Annotated in this window: 20 protein-coding genes; 18 read left to right on the top strand and 2 right to left on the bottom strand. The window is 63.0% G+C overall.

Annotated features, from left to right (window positions below; translation table 11 throughout):
• Positions 1 to 6 precede the first annotated feature (6 nt).
• From PHO31112_RS14910 to tatC, 18 genes are all read left to right on the top strand, one after another.
• Positions 7 to 246 carry a BolA family protein gene (locus tag PHO31112_RS14910; protein ID WP_010808172.1) on the top strand — a complete coding sequence of 80 codons (240 nt, stop codon included), beginning with the start codon at positions 7 to 9 and terminating at the stop codon, positions 244 to 246.
• Positions 243 to 1,583 carry a UDP-N-acetylglucosamine 1-carboxyvinyltransferase gene (gene murA / locus PHO31112_RS14905; protein WP_150621218.1) on the top strand — a complete coding sequence of 447 codons (1,341 nt, stop codon included), beginning with the start codon at positions 243 to 245 and terminating at the stop codon, positions 1,581 to 1,583. Before PHO31112_RS14910 ends, murA begins: the two co-directional genes overlap by 4 nt.
• Positions 1,580 to 2,260 (top strand): ATP phosphoribosyltransferase, encoded by a 681-nt coding sequence (gene hisG / locus PHO31112_RS14900; protein ID WP_010808174.1) that lies wholly within the window; start codon positions 1,580 to 1,582, stop codon positions 2,258 to 2,260. The genes murA and hisG overlap by 4 nt, the downstream gene beginning before the upstream one ends.
• Positions 2,257 to 3,579 (top strand): histidinol dehydrogenase, encoded by a 1,323-nt coding sequence (hisD, locus tag PHO31112_RS14895; RefSeq protein ID WP_150621217.1) that lies wholly within the window; start codon positions 2,257 to 2,259, stop codon positions 3,577 to 3,579. The genes hisG and hisD overlap by 4 nt, the downstream gene beginning before the upstream one ends.
• 1 nt (position 3,580) lies before the next feature.
• The gene (locus tag PHO31112_RS14890; protein ID WP_150621216.1) at positions 3,581 to 4,135 is read left to right on the top strand and encodes a hypothetical protein; all 555 of its coding nucleotides are present in this window, start codon (positions 3,581 to 3,583) and stop codon (positions 4,133 to 4,135) included.
• Positions 4,136 to 4,177: 42 nt separating this feature from the next.
• On the top strand, positions 4,178 to 5,242 hold the full coding sequence (gene hisC / locus PHO31112_RS14885) for a histidinol-phosphate transaminase (protein ID WP_150621215.1): 1,065 nt from the start codon (positions 4,178 to 4,180) through the stop codon (positions 5,240 to 5,242).
• A 27-nt stretch (positions 5,243 to 5,269) separates the two neighbouring features.
• Entirely contained in the window at positions 5,270 to 5,857 is a 588-nt protein-coding gene (hisB, locus tag PHO31112_RS14880; protein WP_150621214.1) for an imidazoleglycerol-phosphate dehydratase HisB, read from the top strand.
• A 112-nt stretch (positions 5,858 to 5,969) separates the two neighbouring features.
• The gene (locus PHO31112_RS14875) at positions 5,970 to 6,596 is read left to right on the top strand and encodes a MarC family protein (protein WP_150621213.1); all 627 of its coding nucleotides are present in this window, start codon (positions 5,970 to 5,972) and stop codon (positions 6,594 to 6,596) included.
• Positions 6,593 to 7,231, top strand: coding sequence for an imidazole glycerol phosphate synthase subunit HisH (gene hisH, locus PHO31112_RS14870; RefSeq protein WP_150621212.1), 639 nt, complete (start codon positions 6,593 to 6,595; stop codon positions 7,229 to 7,231). Before PHO31112_RS14875 ends, hisH begins: the two co-directional genes overlap by 4 nt.
• Before the next feature lie 199 nt (positions 7,232 to 7,430).
• Positions 7,431 to 8,180 carry a 1-(5-phosphoribosyl)-5-[(5-phosphoribosylamino)methylideneamino]imidazole-4-carboxamide isomerase gene (gene hisA / locus PHO31112_RS14865; RefSeq protein ID WP_010808181.1) on the top strand — a complete coding sequence of 250 codons (750 nt, stop codon included), beginning with the start codon at positions 7,431 to 7,433 and terminating at the stop codon, positions 8,178 to 8,180.
• Positions 8,181 to 8,218: 38 nt separating this feature from the next.
• A complete protein-coding gene (gene hisF, locus PHO31112_RS14860; protein WP_150621211.1) occupies positions 8,219 to 8,992 on the top strand; it encodes an imidazole glycerol phosphate synthase subunit HisF in 774 nt (257 codons plus the stop codon).
• Between the two features lie 17 nt (positions 8,993 to 9,009).
• Positions 9,010 to 9,408, top strand: coding sequence for a phosphoribosyl-AMP cyclohydrolase (gene hisI / locus PHO31112_RS14855; protein ID WP_150621210.1), 399 nt, complete (start codon positions 9,010 to 9,012; stop codon positions 9,406 to 9,408).
• Positions 9,409 to 9,413: 5 nt separating this feature from the next.
• On the top strand, positions 9,414 to 9,770 hold the full coding sequence (locus PHO31112_RS14850; RefSeq protein ID WP_010808184.1) for a phosphoribosyl-ATP diphosphatase: 357 nt from the start codon (positions 9,414 to 9,416) through the stop codon (positions 9,768 to 9,770).
• Between the two features lie 66 nt (positions 9,771 to 9,836).
• Entirely contained in the window at positions 9,837 to 10,256 is a 420-nt protein-coding gene (locus PHO31112_RS14845) for a DUF4870 family protein (RefSeq protein WP_246178226.1), read from the top strand.
• A 54-nt stretch (positions 10,257 to 10,310) separates the two neighbouring features.
• Positions 10,311 to 10,685 carry a histidine triad nucleotide-binding protein gene (locus tag PHO31112_RS14840; protein WP_150621209.1) on the top strand — a complete coding sequence of 125 codons (375 nt, stop codon included), beginning with the start codon at positions 10,311 to 10,313 and terminating at the stop codon, positions 10,683 to 10,685.
• A 248-nt stretch (positions 10,686 to 10,933) separates the two neighbouring features.
• Positions 10,934 to 11,182, top strand: coding sequence for a Sec-independent protein translocase subunit TatA (gene tatA, locus PHO31112_RS14835; protein WP_010808187.1), 249 nt, complete (start codon positions 10,934 to 10,936; stop codon positions 11,180 to 11,182).
• Positions 11,183 to 11,194: 12 nt separating this feature from the next.
• Entirely contained in the window at positions 11,195 to 11,737 is a 543-nt protein-coding gene (gene tatB, locus PHO31112_RS14830) for a Sec-independent protein translocase protein TatB (protein WP_150621208.1), read from the top strand.
• A gap of 68 nt (positions 11,738 to 11,805) precedes the next feature.
• Positions 11,806 to 12,597 (top strand): twin-arginine translocase subunit TatC, encoded by a 792-nt coding sequence (gene tatC, locus PHO31112_RS14825; protein WP_150621207.1) that lies wholly within the window; start codon positions 11,806 to 11,808, stop codon positions 12,595 to 12,597.
• A gap of 133 nt (positions 12,598 to 12,730) precedes the next feature.
• Here the strand turns inward: tatC and PHO31112_RS14820 are convergent, their stop codons facing one another.
• Complete coding sequence (locus PHO31112_RS14820; RefSeq protein WP_150621206.1) at positions 12,731 to 14,071, bottom strand: hypothetical protein; 1,341 nt, start codon at positions 14,069 to 14,071, stop codon at positions 12,731 to 12,733.
• Positions 14,072 to 14,602: 531 nt separating this feature from the next.
• Positions 14,603 to 15,817 (bottom strand): Do family serine endopeptidase, encoded by a 1,215-nt coding sequence (locus PHO31112_RS14815; RefSeq protein WP_150621205.1) that lies wholly within the window; start codon positions 15,815 to 15,817, stop codon positions 14,603 to 14,605.
• Positions 15,818 to 15,824 lie beyond the last annotated feature (7 nt).

Here is a 15,824-nt window from a genome sequence, read left to right as displayed (position 1 = left end):
TCGGCAATGCTGCCTACCCCCGAACAAATCAAACAGTACATCGAAGCCGGTCTGGCTTGCGAACACGTGGCCGTCGAAGGCGATGGTCAGCACTTCTTCGCGACCATCGTGAGCGCGCAATTTGAAGGCAAGCGCCTCATTGCGCGTCATCAACTCGTGTACGCCGCGCTGGGCGATCGCATGAAGGCGGAAATTCATGCGCTGTCGATGAAGACCCTCACGCCCACGGAGTATCAGGCGCAATGAGGATTACGCAAGAGAGCGCTGGCGCCGCCGGCAACAGCGAGGCCGCCGCCGGCGAGCGCGTGGCCGCGGACCACCTTGAAATCGAAGGTTGCGAGCGGCTGGCAGGAGAGATTACCGTCTCGGGTGCCAAGAACGCCGCGCTGCCCATTCTGTGCGCGAGTCTGCTCACGGCTGAGCCGCTGGTGCTCGGTAACGTGCCCGATCTGCACGACGTGCGCACCATGCTGACACTGCTCGCGCGCATGGGCGTCAAGGTCGAGCGCCGCGGCGAATCGGTAACGCTCGACGCGTCGCAGATCACCGAGCCTGCGGCCCCTTACGACCTCGTGAAGACGATGCGGGCGTCGATTCTCGTGCTCGGCCCGTTGCTCGCCCGCTGTGGCGAAGCGCGCGTGTCGCTGCCGGGCGGATGCGCCATCGGGGCGCGTCCGGTCGATCAGCACATCAAGGGCCTGCAGAAGATGGGCGCCGAGATCATGCTGACGCACGGCGACATCGTCGCCAGGGCGGCACGCCTGCGTGGCGAGACGCTCGTGACGGACATGATTACCGTGACGGGCACCGAAAACCTGCTCATGGCGGCAACGCTCGCCGACGGCGTGACCGTGCTGGCCAACGCCGCACGCGAGCCGGAAGTGACGGATCTGGCCCACCTGCTGGTGAAGATGGGGGCGAAGATCGAGGGCATCGGCACCGATCGTCTGGTGGTGACCGGCGTGGCCCGCTTGCATGGTGCAACGCACGATGTCGTGCCCGACCGGATCGAAGCCGGCACGTTTCTATGCGCGGCCGTGGCAACGCGTGGCGACATCACGCTGCGTCGCGTAGTGCCGTCCACGCTCGACGCCGTGATCGGGAAGTTGCGAGAAACCGGCGCCAACGTGAGCGCCGGTGCAGATTGGCTGCGCGCGACGATGGACCGGCGCGCGCGCGCGGTGAGTTTCCGGACGTCGGAATATCCGGCGTTCCCGACCGACATGCAAGCCCAGTTCATGGCGCTGAACTGCATTGCCGAGGGGGCCTCGCAGGTCGTCGAAACGATCTTCGAGAACCGCTTCATGCACGTGCAGGAATTGATGCGTTTGGGCGCAAATATCGGCGTCGACGGCAACACGGCGCGGATTTCCGGCGTGGATCGCCTGTCGGGTGCGCATGTCATGGCGACCGATTTGCGCGCTTCCGCCAGCCTGATCGTCGCGGGCTTGACGGCCGACGGCCGCACGCTCGTTGACCGTATTCATCACCTCGATCGCGGCTATTATCGTATCGAGGCAAAGTTGCGCGCCGTGGGCGCGCGAATCCGGCGTGTCGAAGCACGCCAGGGAGAGATTGCATGAGTTCCGCCAAGCCGGCCCAGCCGCTCGCTCAGCCGTTGACGCTGGCGCTTTCCAAAGGCCGTATCTTCACGGAGACGCTGCCGTTGCTGGCCGCTGCCGGTATCGAAGTCACGGAAGACCCGGAGACCTCGCGCAAGCTGATTCTGCCGACGACGGACCCGAACCTGCGGGTGATCATCGTGCGCGCGACCGACGTGCCGACCTATGTGCAATATGGTGCCGCCGACTTCGGCGTGGCCGGCAAGGACGTGCTCATTGAACACGGCGGCGGAGGTCTGTACCAGCCGATTGATTTGAACATTGCGCGCTGCCGCATGTCTGTGGCTGTACCGAAGGGCTTCGATTACGCGAATGCTGTACGTCAGGGTGCGCGCCTGCGGGTGGCGACCAAGTACGTGCAGACCGCGCGCGAGCACTTCGCGGCCAAGGGCGTGCACGTCGACCTGATCAAGCTGTACGGCTCGATGGAATTGGGTCCGCTCGTGGGACTGGCCGACGCGATCGTCGATCTGGTGAGCACTGGCGGTACGCTGCGGGCCAACAATCTGGTGGAAGTGGAAGAGATCATGGACATCTCGTCCCGCCTCGTAATCAACCAGGCTGCGCTCAAGTTGAAACGTGAGTCGTTGCAGCCTATTCTGGATGCCTTCGAGCAGGCGTCCCGGCAAACAGCATGAAACTCGATATTCGCAAACTCGATTCCTCCGCTGAAGGCTTCGCGAAGCAGCTTCGCGACGTTCTGGCGTTCGAGGCGAGCGAAGACGCCGCCATCGACCGCGCGGCCGCCGAAATTCTTGCCGACGTGAAGACGCGCGGCGATGCGGCCGTTATCGAATACACCAACAAGTTCGACCGTCTGAGCGCGGGCGGCATGGCGGCGCTCGAACTGCCCGCCGAGGCGCTGGCCGCAGCGCTCGAGAGCCTCGAGCCGAAGCGCCGCGCCGCGCTCGAAGCGGCGGCCGCCCGCGTGCGTGCCTATCACGAGAAGCAACGCATCGAATGCGGCACCCATAGCTGGCAGTACACCGAGCCGGACGGCACGGTGCTGGGCCAGAAGATCACGCCGCTCGACCGCGTGGGCATCTATGTGCCGGGCGGCAAGGCGGCGTATCCGTCGTCCGTGCTGATGAACGCGATTCCGGCGCGTGTGGCTGGCGTGAAGGACATCATCATGGTGGTGCCCACGCCGGACGGCGTGCAGAACCCGCTGGTGCTTGCCGCTGCGCACATCGCCGGTGTGGACCGCGTGTTCACCATCGGTGGCGCGCAGGCCGTCGCGGCGCTGGCGTATGGCACCGAAACGGTGCCTGCCGTCGACAAGATCGTCGGCCCGGGCAACGCCTTCGTGGCCGCAGCCAAGCGTCGTGTGTTCGGCACCGTCGGCATCGACATGATCGCCGGGCCGTCCGAAATCCTCGTCATCTGCGATGGTTCGACAAACCCCGACTGGGTTGCCATGGACCTGTTCTCGCAGGCCGAGCACGACGAACTCGCACAGTCGATTCTGCTGTGCCCGGACGCCCAATACCTTGCACGCGTGCATGCCTCGATGGAGCGGCAGATCGACGAGATGCCGCGTCGCGACGTGATCGCTGCGTCGCTGCAAGGCCGTGGCGCGCTGGTCAAGGTGCGGGATATGGCGGAAGCCTGCGAGATCGCCAACGTGATCGCGCCGGAGCACCTCGAAATCTCGGCCGAGACGCCGCAGCAGTGGGGCGAGAAGATCCGTCACGCCGGTGCGATCTTCCTCGGCAAGTTCACGAGCGAGAGCCTGGGCGATTACTGCGCTGGTCCCAACCACGTGCTGCCAACGTCGCGTACCGCGCGTTTTTCGTCGCCGCTGGGCGTGTACGACTTCATCAAGCGTTCGAGTCTCATCGAAGTGAGCGAGAGCGGTGCCCGCATGCTCGGCGAGATTGCCGCCGAACTGGCGTACGGCGAAGGCCTGCAAGCGCACGCGCGCAGTGCCGAATACCGTTCGCATCGCGAGTCCTGACATGCGCGACGACGCCCTGCGGCCCGCGTACTGTCAAACGACGCCGGCCGCCGCCTGGCGTCGGACCCGCGCAATTCCTGCTTCCCCGTCGTTTTCGCTGTCAGCCCGCTTTGCGCGGGCTGCGCTGCGGGCTGCCGCCGTGTTTGCCCTCGGTGTCACGGCCAGCGCCGCTGCTCATGCCGCCAGCAATAACTGCCAGCACGCGACGTTCGACGGTGCGTCCGCCGAGCGTTTGACGGTGTGCGTGCGTCGTCAGGCATTCGACAACGACGTCTACGTATTGCGGCTCAACGGCAAGACCGCCCTGCGCGGCACGGACGACGAAGTCGCCCACGGGGTGTTCGGACGCGTTGGCAACCGCCTTGTGGCCATGCGCTGCGAGGCCGAGGCGTCGCCCGCGCGTGTGAGTCCGGCCGTGGCGCAGGCGCTGTCCTGGCAGACCGGCGTGCGCGTGCAGCGCATTACCGACGCCCTCGGCAGCGTGGAGACCGGCCGCCGGTGCACCGTCAAGATCGACGGCGCCGATGCGGGACGGCTGACCTTCGCTTTCAACTGATTCGCGCTACACGACCTTCACACACGAACCTCATTCTTCGCCATGTCCGTCGATCAAGTGATCCGCCCCGACGTGCTCGCCATGAGCACCTACCCCGTGTCCGATGCCAGCGGCTTCCTCAAGCTCGACGCGATGGAGAACCCGTATGGCCTGCCGGACGCACTGCGCGGCGAACTGGGGCGTCGTCTGGCCGACGTGGCGCTCAACCGCTACCCGGCGCCGCGTCCGCAGGCGCTGCTCGACAAGCTCGCGCGCACGATGGGCGTGCCGGCCGGGGCGCGGCTGTTGCTGGGCAACGGGTCGGACGAGATCATCAGCATGATCGCCATCGCCACGGCGCGTCCGGGCGCTGCCGTGATCGCCCCGACGCCGGGCTTCGTCATGTACGAGATGTCCTCGCGCTTTGCGGGCATCGAGTTCGTTGGCGTGCCGTTGCGTCCCGACTTTTCGCTCGATATGCCGGCGATGCTGAACGCCATCGCGGCGCATCCGGGCGCGGTGGTCTATCTGGCCTACCCGAACAACCCCACGGGCAATCTGTTTGCCGACGACGACATCGAAGCACTCATACGCGCCGCTGGCCGGGGGCTGGTGGTGATCGACGAGGCGTATCAGCCGTTTGCCCGGAAAACGTGGATGCCGCGCCTGCCGGAGTTTCCGAATCTGCTGGTGATGCGCACCGTCTCCAAGCTCGGTCTGGCGGGTATCCGGTTGGGCTACGTGGCGGGCAGTGCGGACTGGCTGGACCAACTCGACAAGGTGCGCCCGCCGTACAACGTGAATGTGCTTACTCAGGCGTGTGCCGAATTCATGCTCGATCACCTCGATGTGCTCGACGCGCAGGCGGCCGAATTGCGGGCCGAACGCACGCGGCTGGCTGCGGCCGTGGCGGCGCTGCCCGGTACGACGGTGTTCCCGAGCGACGCGAATTTCCTGCTCGTTCGTGTGCCGGATGTGGACAAAACGCACGCTGGCATGCTCGCACACAAGGTGTTGATCAAAAACGTGGGTAAAATGCACGTATTGCTGGCCAATTGCCTGAGATTGACGGTCGGCACCCCCACGGAGAATGCGGCAATGGTTCAGGCCCTGGCTGCATCGCTCTAACAAGCTATACGACGAGAACTCACCATCATGCGCATTGCGGAAGTCGTTCGCGATACCAGCGAAACGCAAATACGCGTCAAGATCGATCTGGACGGCGCCGGCCGGAAGACGCTCGATACCGGCGTGCCGTTTCTGGACCACATGCTCGACCAGATTGCGCGCCACGGCCTTATCGACATGGAAGTCGAGGCCCGAGGCGATACTTTCATCGACGATCACCACACGGTGGAAGATGTCGGTATCACGCTGGGTATGGCTGTCGCCAAGGCCATCGGCGACCGGAAGGGCATCGTGCGCTACGGCCATAGCTATGTGCCGCTCGACGAAGCGCTCTCGCGCGTGGTGATCGACTTCTCGGGCCGTCCCGGTCTCGAATTCCACGTGCCGTTCACGCGCGCCCGTGTCGGTAATTTCGACGTCGACCTGACCATCGAGTTTTTCCGTGGCTTTGTGAATCACGCGGGCGTCACGCTCCATATCGACAACCTGCGCGGTATCAACGCCCACCACCAATGTGAAACGGTGTTCAAGGCGTTCGGCCGCGCGTTGCGCATGGCGGTGGAGATTGATCCGCGTGCGGCGGGTGTCGTGCCGTCTACGAAGGGAAGCCTGTAACGCGAGACCGACCGGCGCCGTCTGCCGGATAGGATAGCCCGCCGGTCTGTCAGGCCGGTGGCCCCCGACGACGCATCATCGACCGGCCGGACGCCGGCGCCGTGTGCCCCTTATGACGCTCGACGCCTTCAAGTTCTTCATCTCGCTGCTGGCCCTGATCAATCCGCTCGGGGCGATTCCGCTGTTCATCAGCCTGACGTCCACGCAGACGCGCGAAGAGAAACGCCATACGATCGACATTGCGGCGATTGCCGTGGCGCTGGTGGTCGCAGGTTCGGGACTGTTCGGCGAAGCCATCATCCGCTTCTTCGGCATCTCGATTGCGTCGCTTGAAGTTGGCGGCGGCGTCATCATGTTGCTTATGGCGGTGAACATGATCAACGCGCAGACGGGCAACACACGGGCGACGGCCGAAGAGCGTCACGAAGCGGAAGAGCGGCCGAATATCGCCGTGGTGCCGCTTGCAATCCCGCTGCTCACCGGTCCGGGCACGATCAGTACCGTGATCATTTACTCGGGCCGTGCGCATGGCTGGGCGCAGATTTTGGCGCTTGTGGCGATCGGGGTGGGCGTGGGCGCGGTGTGCTGGGTGGCGCTGCGCAGCGCCGGGCGTATCGAAGGCTGGCTTGGGCGCACGGGCATCAACATCGGCACGCGTCTGATGGGGTTGATCCTCTCGGCGCTGGCCGTGGAATTCATTATCGATGGTTTGAAAATACTGCTGCCGAGTTTGAGATGAACAAGATTGCGATTGTCGACTATGGAATGGGCAACCTGCGCTCGGTTTATCAGGCGCTGCGTGCGGCCGCGCCGGAGGCCGACGTGAGCATCAGCAGCGACGCCTCCGAAATTCGCGCCGCCGATCGCGTGGTGCTGCCCGGGCAGGGGGCCATGCGTGACTGCATGGGCTGTCTGAACGAATCGGGCCTGCGCGAAGCGGTCGTCGAAGCCGCCGCCACCAAGCCGATGTTCGGCGTGTGCGTGGGCGAGCAGATGCTGTTCGACGTGTCGGACGAAGGCAACACGCCTGCCCTCGGCCTGCTGCCGGGGCGCGTGGTGCGCTTCGACCTCGAGGGCCAGTTGCAGGATGACGGCTCGCGCTTCAAGGTGCCGCAGATGGGCTGGAATCGCGTGCATCAGACGCACGGTCACCCGATCTGGGCCGGTGTGCCCGACGACAGCTATTTTTACTTCGTGCACAGCTACTACGTTGTGCCCGCCAAGCCCGGACTGACGGTCGGCGAGACGGTTTATGGCGTGCCCTTTACCTGTGCAGTGGCCCAAGATAATATCTTCGCCACCCAGTTCCACCCGGAAAAGAGCGCCCAGGCCGGCCTTGCCCTTTATCGCAACTTTGCGCAGTGGAAGCCCTGATCCTGATCGCGACCCGAGTGGCACGTGGGCGCCCCAATTCCTCTCGGAGCGCTTGTGCCATCACGGCTTATACTGTGTGTCATGTTGACGAATCCGATCCCGATGTGCCGGTGCCCGGCAAGGCAGGGATCGGTTTTGTGTTGTCCGCGTAATTTGCGAATTTCTTTTTCTTCCCACTAGCGACGTTTCACGATTGCCTATGCTGCTCATCCCGGCCATCGACCTTAAAGACGGTCAATGTGTTCGCCTCAAACAAGGCGACATGGATCAAGCCACCGTATTCTCGGAGGACCCCGCTGCCATGGCTCGACATTGGGTCGAGCAAGGCGCACGCCGCCTCCATCTGGTGGACTTGAATGGTGCATTCGTCGGCAAGCCGCGCAATGAAGCGGCCATCCGCGCCATCATTCAGGAGGTAGGCGCCGATATTCCCGTGCAATTGGGCGGCGGCATTCGTGACCTGAATACCATCGAGCGTTATCTCGACGACGGCCTGTCGTACGTCATCATCGGGACGGCTGCGGTCAAGAACCCCGGCTTCCTGAAGGACGCATGCACCGCGTTCGGCGGACATATCATCGTCGGCCTCGATGCCAAGGACGGTAAAGTCGCCACTGACGGCTGGAGCAAGCTCACGGGCCACGAAGTCGTGGATCTGGCGCGCAAGTTCGAGGATTACGGCGTCGAGTCGATCATCTACACCGACATCGGCCGCGACGGCATGCTCCAGGGTATCAATATTGATGCGACGGTACGTCTGGCGCAGGCGGTGACCGTGCCGGTGATCGCCAGCGGCGGCCTGTCGAATCTGGGCGATATCGATGCGCTGTGCCAGGTCGAGCACGAGGGTGTCGAAGGCGTCATCTGCGGCCGCGCGATCTACTCGGGCGACCTGAATTTCTCGACGGCGCAAACGCGCGCCGATGAGCTTTCCGGAGGAGCGGCATAAGCGAGCCCACGGCTGCGGCCGCCTCGCCTGCCATCATCATGGCTCTCGCTAAACGCATCATCCCGTGTCTGGACGTGACGGCCGGCCGTGTGGTCAAGGGCGTCAACTTCGTTGAACTTCGCGACGCGGGCGACCCCGTCGAGATCGCCCGCCGCTACGACGAGCAGGGTGCCGACGAGCTGACGTTCCTCGACATTACGGCGACCTCCGACGGGCGCGATCTCATCCTGCCGATCATCGAAGCGGTGGCCGCGCAGGTCTTCATTCCACTGACCGTGGGCGGTGGCGTGCGCGAGGTGGCCGATGTGCGCCGCCTGCTCAACGCCGGTGCGGACAAGGTCAGCATGAACTCGTCGGCGGTGGCCAATCCGCAACTGGTGGCCGACGCGGCTGCCAAGTACGGCTCGCAGTGCATTGTCGTGGCGATCGACGCCAAGCGTGTCTCGGCCGACGGCGAAGCGCCGCGCTGGGAGGTTTTCACGCACGGCGGCCGTAAGGGAACCGGGCTGGACGCGGTCGCCTGGGCGAAGCGGGTCGAAGCGCTCGGCGCGGGCGAAATTCTGCTCACCAGTATGGACCGCGACGGTACGAAGAGCGGTTTCGATCTGGCGCTCACGCGCGCCGTGTCGGACGCCGTGAGTATCCCCGTGATCGCCTCGGGCGGCGTGGGATCGTTGGCCGATCTGGCCAACGGCGTGACCGAAGGTCATGCCGATGCCGTGCTCGCCGCAAGTATCTTCCACTACGGCGAGCACACTGTCGGCGAAGCGAAGCACTTCATGGCCGACAAGGGCATTTCGGTGCGGCTCTGAACGGGAATCGACGGATCATGACGCAAGACTGGCTGGACAACGTAAATTGGGATGCGCAGGGCCTCGTGCCCGTCATCGCGCAGGAAGTCGGCAGCAACGACGTACTGATGTTCGCCTGGATGAACCGTGAGGCGCTCGCGCGCACGGTGGAGACGGGCGAAGCTGTCTACTACTCGCGTTCGCGCAAGCGCCTGTGGCATAAGGGCGAGGAGTCGGGCCACGTGCAGAAAGTGCGTGAGATTCGACTGGATTGCGACGAAGATGTGGTGCTGATCAAGGTCGAGCAGATCGACGGCATCGCTTGCCATACCGGCCGTCATTCCTGTTTCTTCCAGAAGTTCGAGGGCAGTGTCGACGATGGCCGCTGGGCCGCTGTCGAGCCGGTGCTCAAAGACCCCCACAAGATCTACAAGTGACCGCCATGAACGATACGCTCGAGCGTGTTGCCGAAGTGATCGCCTCGCGCAAGGGCGGCGATCCCGACAAGTCGTACGTCGCCCGTCTGTTCCACAAGGGCGACGACGCCATCTGCAAGAAAATCGGTGAAGAAGCCACGGAAGTGGTGCTCGCGGCGAAGGACATTCGCATCGGCGGGGCCGACAATCTGCGCCAGAAACTCGTCAACGAGACGGCCGATCTGTGGTTTCACTGCATGGTGCTGCTGGCACATCACGACCTGAGCCCGAACGAAGTGCTCGCCGAACTGGCGCGCCGCGAAGGATTGTCGGGGCTCGTCGAGAAGGCGCAGCGCAGCACGCGCGGCGAACACGCGGACTGACTCCCCTTTGGCCGTCATGCCCGACTTGACTCACATGGCGGGCAGGCTCACGCGAGGAAACGCCTCATGAACGATCCGCAGACCGGTACGACCGGCTCACCCGGCAGCACGGACCACCCATACGTCGCCAACACGCCAAGCGCACCGAGCGCCGAGCAGGAGCGGGCGCTGCGCAAGCTCACGCACGTGCTCTACGCACTTTATGCGCTGTTCTGGCTCACGGGCGGCGTGACTGCCATCGTGGCGATCATCATCAACTACATCAAGCGCGACGACGTGGCCGGCACGCTCTACGCCTCGCATTTCACTTGGCAGATCCGCACCTTCTGGTGGTCGGTGGCCTGGGGCGTGCTTGGCGTGGCGCTCGCCGTGGTGATGGTCGGCTTTGCGATTCTCTGGGTGCTTGGCATCTGGACGCTGTACCGAATCGTCAAGGGCTGGCTCTATCTGAACGACAACAAGCCCATGTACGCTGCGCGCGCCTGAACCGCTTCGGGCCGCGCTTCGCTCCATTCGAGAATCCGTGAGGAAGACACACGCATGACGCAAGATAACTGTATCTTCTGCAAGATTATTGCCGGGCAGATCCCGAGCGCGCAGGTCTATGCCGACGACGACGTCGTGGTGTTCAAGGACATCAATCCGGCGGCCGACCTGCACCTGTTGATGGTGCCGCGCAAGCACATTGCCACGCTGCAGGATTGCAAGCCCGAAGATCAGGCACTGCTGGGCAAGATGATGATGCTCGCACCGAAGCTCGCTGCCGAACAGGGGTACCGGTTCGATGGCGATGCATCGAACGTTGAAGGCAACGGCTTCCGGGTCGTGATGAACACCGGGCCGGGGGGCGGGCAAGAGGTTTATCATCTCCACATGCACATTCTGGCCGGACCGCGGCCGTGGAAGCGCATGTAAGTGGTGACGGCGGCATTTCGTGACGAATTGCCGCGTTGAGTTGTTAGATTGTGCAACGCTCCCGCATCGGGAAAGGTTTCGCGAAACATTTATTTCTACCCGGCGCCCGGCCCGGTTACGATGCAGGGCGTGACATGCAATGTGCCACAATGGGGCATTGTTGCTGTGGGCGCCGGGGCAAACACAGAGCACCCCGACAAGACCTCGCCGCGAGGCGGCAGGGGTGGGGAAACGCAAGGAGAGTGGTCATGGGTTCGTTGAGTATTTGGCACTGGCTGATCGTGCTGGTGATCGTAATGATGGTTTTCGGCACCAAGAAGCTGCGTAACATGGGCAGCGATCTGGGCGGCGCGGTAAAGGGTTTCAAGGACGGCATGAAGGAGGGCGAAGGTGGGGCTCCGGCCGCCAAGGACGACCCGGCTGCTGCCAAGGAACTGCGCGATTCGACCACCATCGACGTGCAGGCCAAGGACGCGAGCAATCATAAGCAAGGCTAAGCCGGCGTCGACATGATCGATCTCGGCCTTTCCAAACTGATGTTGATCGGCGTTGTCGCGCTGGTCGTGATCGGTCCCGAGCGCCTGCCGAAAGTGGCTCGCACGGCGGGCGCGCTCTTCGGCCGCGCACAGCGCTATATCAACGATGTGAAGGCTGAAGTGAGCCGCGAGATGGAACTCGACGAGTTGCGCAACATGCGCACGCAGTTCGAGGACGCGGCCCGCAGCGCCCAGAACACCGTTCAGAAGCAGTTGCACGAGCAGGAAACGTCGCTCAACGACGCCTGGGCGAGCGCCACTGGGACGTCGACCGGCGAAATCGCCGGTGGCGGCACGGATGCAGCGACCGGGTATTCCGACAGCTATCTTGCCGAACCGGTGGTGACATCGGGTATCCGCGCGTCGACCAAGCGCCGCAACTGGCGAGTGCGCCGGGCTGCCACGCCGATGTGGTTCAAGCAGGCCAGCATCACGCGTACGCGGGTGCAGTCGGGGGCAGCGCGCGTGGCGCGTCATACGCCGGCCAAGCTGCGCCGGCCCGTCAAGTTCTTCTGAGGCGCTTGCGCACCGAACTTCCCGCCATCTGGCACTGTGCTGCCGGCTTTATTCCTGGATAAGTCGACGTGAGCGACGACAAGCAAATCCCCGACGGGGGCACCGAAGAGACTTTCATTTCGCATCTGATCGAGTTGCGAAATCGCATCATTCGCGCGGGTACGGCGGTGATCGTGGTGTTCCTCTCGCTGGTCTACTGGGCACCGGACATTTTCCGCCTGCTCTCCCGTCCGCTGATGCAATCGCTGCCCGCCGGCGGCAAGATGATCGTTACGGACATCACCGGCTCGTTCTTCGTGCCGATGAAGGTGACGATGATGGTCGCGTTCGTCGTCGCGCTACCCGTCGTGCTGTATCAGGCGTGGGCGTTTGTGGCGCCAGGGTTGTATCAGCACGAGAAGAAGCTGGTCATGCCGCTCGTGGTCAGCAGCTACACACTGTTCCTGCTCGGCATGGCGTTTGCCTACTTCCTGGTGTTCCCGACCGTGTTCCACTTCATGGCGCATTACAACGCGCCATTGGGCGCGGAGATGAACACGGATATCGACAATTACCTGAGTTTTGTCCTCACGATGTTCCTATGCTTCGGGGTGACCTTCGAAGTGCCGGTGGTCGTGGTGGTGCTTGCACGCATGGGCGTGGTGAGCATCGAGAAGCTCAAACAGATCCGTCCGTACGTGGTGGTGGGCGCCTTTGTGCTGGCCGCCGTCGTCACGCCGCCAGACGTCCTTTCGCAACTGATGCTGGCCATTCCGCTCATCATCCTCTACGAACTGGGTCTGATCGCCGCGCGGCTCTTCGTCAAGCAGGGGCGGCCGGAAGGCGAAGGCAGCGAAGGGAATGGGCAGGCGACGCCCTGACGACTTACTGCCGTAAAATAAAAAGCACGGGTCAGCGCCCGTGCTTTTTATGGGGGCCCTGTGACGACAGCCGCCTGGGCACTTGATTGGATTGCGGCCGCAAAGGCGTAACGCCGGCGGCCGGATGCGAAGCTCAGGACGGCATCGGACGACCGAAGAAGCGCAGCACCGTCGAGTACAGCTCCTTCACGTGGCTCTGGTCGTTGGGCGCGTATTGCGCGACCCCTGAGCTGAAATACGAGAACCCGGTTTCCTGGTGCATCCCGTTCTTGATCGCGACGAACGCGACGTGCGGCGCGAGCGGCAACTGCTTGCCATCGATTTCGACGAGCAGATCGGCATCGATCTCCTGCGGATACGTCAGCGTGACGAAAAGGCTGTCGCCACGGTTGTCGATCTCGCCAAAGATCAGCGTGCCGTCCTTGACCGTTTTGAGGCTCGACAAACGGGCCTGTGCTGCCGACGCCTCCTGTGACGAATAGAACTCCAGGAGGAAGTCGCGGGTCATGCGCGGCTGAATCGATTTGACGCGAACGCCGAGCTTGTCCATGAAGCTCGCGTGATCCTTGAGACGGTAGTAATACTTCACGCGGTCATACGGGCGTTGCGACAAGCCGGTCGCCACGATGACCTCCGTGTTCTTCAGGCTCATGTAATCTGCCACGAGCCGGTCGTACACCTCCAGCATTTCCGCGATCGGGTCCAGATCGCTGGACACGTACCAGGCGGGATTCGCGATCTTGGTCCGGCCCTTGACTATGCGTGAATTGAAGAAATAGTGATGCTGGATGTGCGCGCCGGCGTTCAGGAATACGGTGGAGAAATCGGGCGAGTGTGTGCGGAACAGCTTCGCATGGATGTCGTGCAGCAGCAGGTCGAGCACCAACGCCTTGCGCCACGATGCGCCCCGGGCCTTCGCCACGAGCTTGGCATACAGGCCGTAGTGCTTGGGCTGCGCGAAGCGCAGCAGCCCCAATGCCAAGTGCATCGCGCTCTTGGGCGTGATGCGGGCCTGCGCGTTGTCGTTGACCGTTTGCGATACGGCGTCCGTGAGCACTCGGCTCCACCATGAGCCATCGCTAGGTGTTGCCGTCCAGGGGTCAGGAATGAAGTAGGCGGGGGTATTCAGGCGGTTTTCCGCGTTCATCGCAGACACACAGCCGATGCGCAAGCCGCTTCGCTCGAGTTGCTCGAACAGTTGCGGGACGTTGGAGCCGACAATGTCGCCGAGGCGGAAGATGCCGTGTTCCGAATAGGACTTGCCGCTGTGGACGGAAGCCCATTGAATCCAGGGCTCGATTTCTTCGTAATTCTTTTCGCAGGTAGAACGGATGCCGGCACCGGCGATCAATTTGGCAATGGCGGGAAACCGCCCGGGGTACTCCCGGACATAATCCGCTCCAACGTCGAAATTGATTTCGTTCAGCTCAACCAGAACCAGCTTCTTGCGCACTGAAGTTTGTGAACTCTGCATCTCTTCGCGGCCTTGCATATGTGTTGGTGACGGCATCAATGCCAGATTTACGATGACAAGACGACCGGCCACACCATAACGTTCGCGGTGGGAGCGGTCATTGATCGGTGACAAAAGTGCTTCGGTTTCGTTTTGACGTTCAGGCGAGTCGAAGGGACTCAACGCATCGTCGTATTAAACGATTTTAACCCCGTGTATCTAACCGGGATGCCAATTCCGATGTGGCGCAATTCTCCAGTTTTCGTTAAAGCGGTATCAATGTCACATATTATAAATGCACCGCCTGGCGGTTCTCCCGAACTGCCGGGAGCGCCGCGGTCGCCGTGATCTTTGCGGCGGCATTGTCGTATCTCTATAACCTGGGGCGGGGCCGGGGATATTGGCGAGAGTCCGTTCTATAGGACTCTCGATCACGAGAATCCGGGCGAAATTGCCTGAACGCGTCGGCCGAGTTCAGTATCCGAAGGCGCCTGACCCGTCTCCACGCTTCAGAACGGGTCTGGTTCGGGACGTTGCGGGGCCAGAATCGCCTCAGTCAGCGCTGTTGTCGTCGCTGCCGTCGTCTTCTTCCTGTGCCGGCCGCTTGGGCGGCGGCGGGCGCATGCCGATGGTCGCCGTGAGATCCAGCTCCTTCTTCTTGCGCGTGACGTGCAGCTTGGCCTGCGTGCCCGGCTTGATCTGGGCGATGACGTTGAGCAATTCGGTCGTGTCGCGAATCGACTCGCCATTCACCTTGGTCAGGATGTCGCCCGGCTGAATGCCCGCCTTGTCGGCCGGTCCGCCCTGCACAACGCCGGCGATGATGACGCCCGAATCCTGCTGCAGGCCAAACGACTCGGCGATATCCGAGGTGATGTCCTGCGGCTCGACGCCGACCCAGCCGCGCGTGACCGCGCCGGTGGTGATGATGCTTTCGAGCACCGAGCGGGCCGTCGACACGGGGATCGCGAAGCCGATGCCCATATTGCCGCCGCTGCGCGAGTAGATCGCCGTGTTGATGCCAAGCAGGTTGCCGTTCACGTCGACCAGCGCGCCGCCCGAGTTACCCGGGTTGATGGCGGCATCCGTCTGAATGAAGTTCTCGAACGTGCTGATATCAAGGTGATTGCGCCCCAGCGCACTGATGATGCCCATCGTGACCGTCTGACCGACGCCGAACGGGTTGCCGATGGCGAGCACCACGTCGCCCACCCGCACCTGATCCATGCGGCCGAGCGTGATGGCGGGCAGGTTATCGAGCGTGATCTTGAGCACGGCCAGATCGGTCTCGGGGTCGCTGCCGACCAGCTTGGCGCGGGCCTTGCGGCCATCGGCGAGGGCGACCTCGATCTCGTCGGCGCCGTCCACCACGTGATGATTCGTGAGAATATAGCCTTCGCTGCTCACAATCACGCCGGAGCCGAGGCTCGACACCGGGTCTTGCCGCATCGTGCCGCCGTCGCCGAAGAAATAACGGAACAGCGGATCATCGAGACGCGGATCGCGGTTCTGCTTTTGTTCCTTGCTGGAAAAAATGCTGACGACCGCGGGCATGGCCTTTTGCGCACCATCGGCATACGAGCCGGCAGCCGGCTTGTCCGACAGACTTGGCGCAACCTCTTGCAAGGCGATGATCGGATTAGCCAGTTGCTTGCCGAACGAACCCTGGCGTTGCAGCCACTGAGGCTTGAGAGTGGCAATGATGAATAGCAACGCAAGCAGCACGGTGACCGCTTGCGCGAACAGTAGCCAGAAGCGTCTGAGCATGAAAGAG

The sequence above is a fragment of the Pandoraea horticolens genome (assembly GCF_902459555.1).
Taxonomy (GTDB): Bacteria; Pseudomonadota; Gammaproteobacteria; order Burkholderiales; family Burkholderiaceae; genus Pandoraea; species Pandoraea horticolens.
Note: the sequence above shows the minus strand (reverse complement) of the source record. Positions and strands in the feature narration are given on the sequence as shown.

Excerpts from the sequence above, each read along its gene's own strand:
- PHO31112_RS14875 (WP_150621213.1), top strand. The coding sequence starts at position 5,970 with ATGACGCTCGACGCCTTCAAGTTCTTCATCTCGCTGCTGGCCCTGATC.
- hisI (WP_150621210.1), top strand. The coding sequence starts at position 9,010 with ATGACGCAAGACTGGCTGGACAACGTAAATTGGGATGCGCAGGGCCTC.
- PHO31112_RS14840 (WP_150621209.1), top strand. The coding sequence starts at position 10,311 with ATGACGCAAGATAACTGTATCTTCTGCAAGATTATTGCCGGGCAGATC.
- hisH (WP_150621212.1), top strand. The coding sequence starts at position 6,593 with ATGAACAAGATTGCGATTGTCGACTATGGAATGGGCAACCTGCGCTCG.
- tatB (WP_150621208.1), top strand. The coding sequence starts at position 11,195 with ATGATCGATCTCGGCCTTTCCAAACTGATGTTGATCGGCGTTGTCGCG.
- hisC (WP_150621215.1), top strand. The coding sequence starts at position 4,178 with ATGTCCGTCGATCAAGTGATCCGCCCCGACGTGCTCGCCATGAGCACC.
- hisG (WP_010808174.1), top strand. The coding sequence starts at position 1,580 with ATGAGTTCCGCCAAGCCGGCCCAGCCGCTCGCTCAGCCGTTGACGCTG.
- PHO31112_RS14890 (WP_150621216.1), top strand. The coding sequence starts at position 3,581 with ATGCGCGACGACGCCCTGCGGCCCGCGTACTGTCAAACGACGCCGGCC.
- hisF (WP_150621211.1), top strand. The coding sequence starts at position 8,219 with ATGGCTCTCGCTAAACGCATCATCCCGTGTCTGGACGTGACGGCCGGC.
- hisD (WP_150621217.1), top strand. The coding sequence starts at position 2,257 with ATGAAACTCGATATTCGCAAACTCGATTCCTCCGCTGAAGGCTTCGCG.
- PHO31112_RS14910 (WP_010808172.1), top strand. The coding sequence starts at position 7 with ATGCTGCCTACCCCCGAACAAATCAAACAGTACATCGAAGCCGGTCTG.
- PHO31112_RS14845 (WP_246178226.1), top strand. The coding sequence starts at position 9,837 with ATGAACGATCCGCAGACCGGTACGACCGGCTCACCCGGCAGCACGGAC.
- PHO31112_RS14815 (WP_150621205.1), bottom strand. The coding sequence starts at position 15,817 with ATGCTCAGACGCTTCTGGCTACTGTTCGCGCAAGCGGTCACCGTGCTG.
- hisA (WP_010808181.1), top strand. The coding sequence starts at position 7,431 with ATGCTGCTCATCCCGGCCATCGACCTTAAAGACGGTCAATGTGTTCGC.
- hisB (WP_150621214.1), top strand. The coding sequence starts at position 5,270 with ATGCGCATTGCGGAAGTCGTTCGCGATACCAGCGAAACGCAAATACGC.
- murA (WP_150621218.1), top strand. The coding sequence starts at position 243 with ATGAGGATTACGCAAGAGAGCGCTGGCGCCGCCGGCAACAGCGAGGCC.
- tatA (WP_010808187.1), top strand. The coding sequence starts at position 10,934 with ATGGGTTCGTTGAGTATTTGGCACTGGCTGATCGTGCTGGTGATCGTA.
- PHO31112_RS14820 (WP_150621206.1), bottom strand. The coding sequence starts at position 14,071 with ATGCAGAGTTCACAAACTTCAGTGCGCAAGAAGCTGGTTCTGGTTGAG.
- PHO31112_RS14850 (WP_010808184.1), top strand. The coding sequence starts at position 9,414 with ATGAACGATACGCTCGAGCGTGTTGCCGAAGTGATCGCCTCGCGCAAG.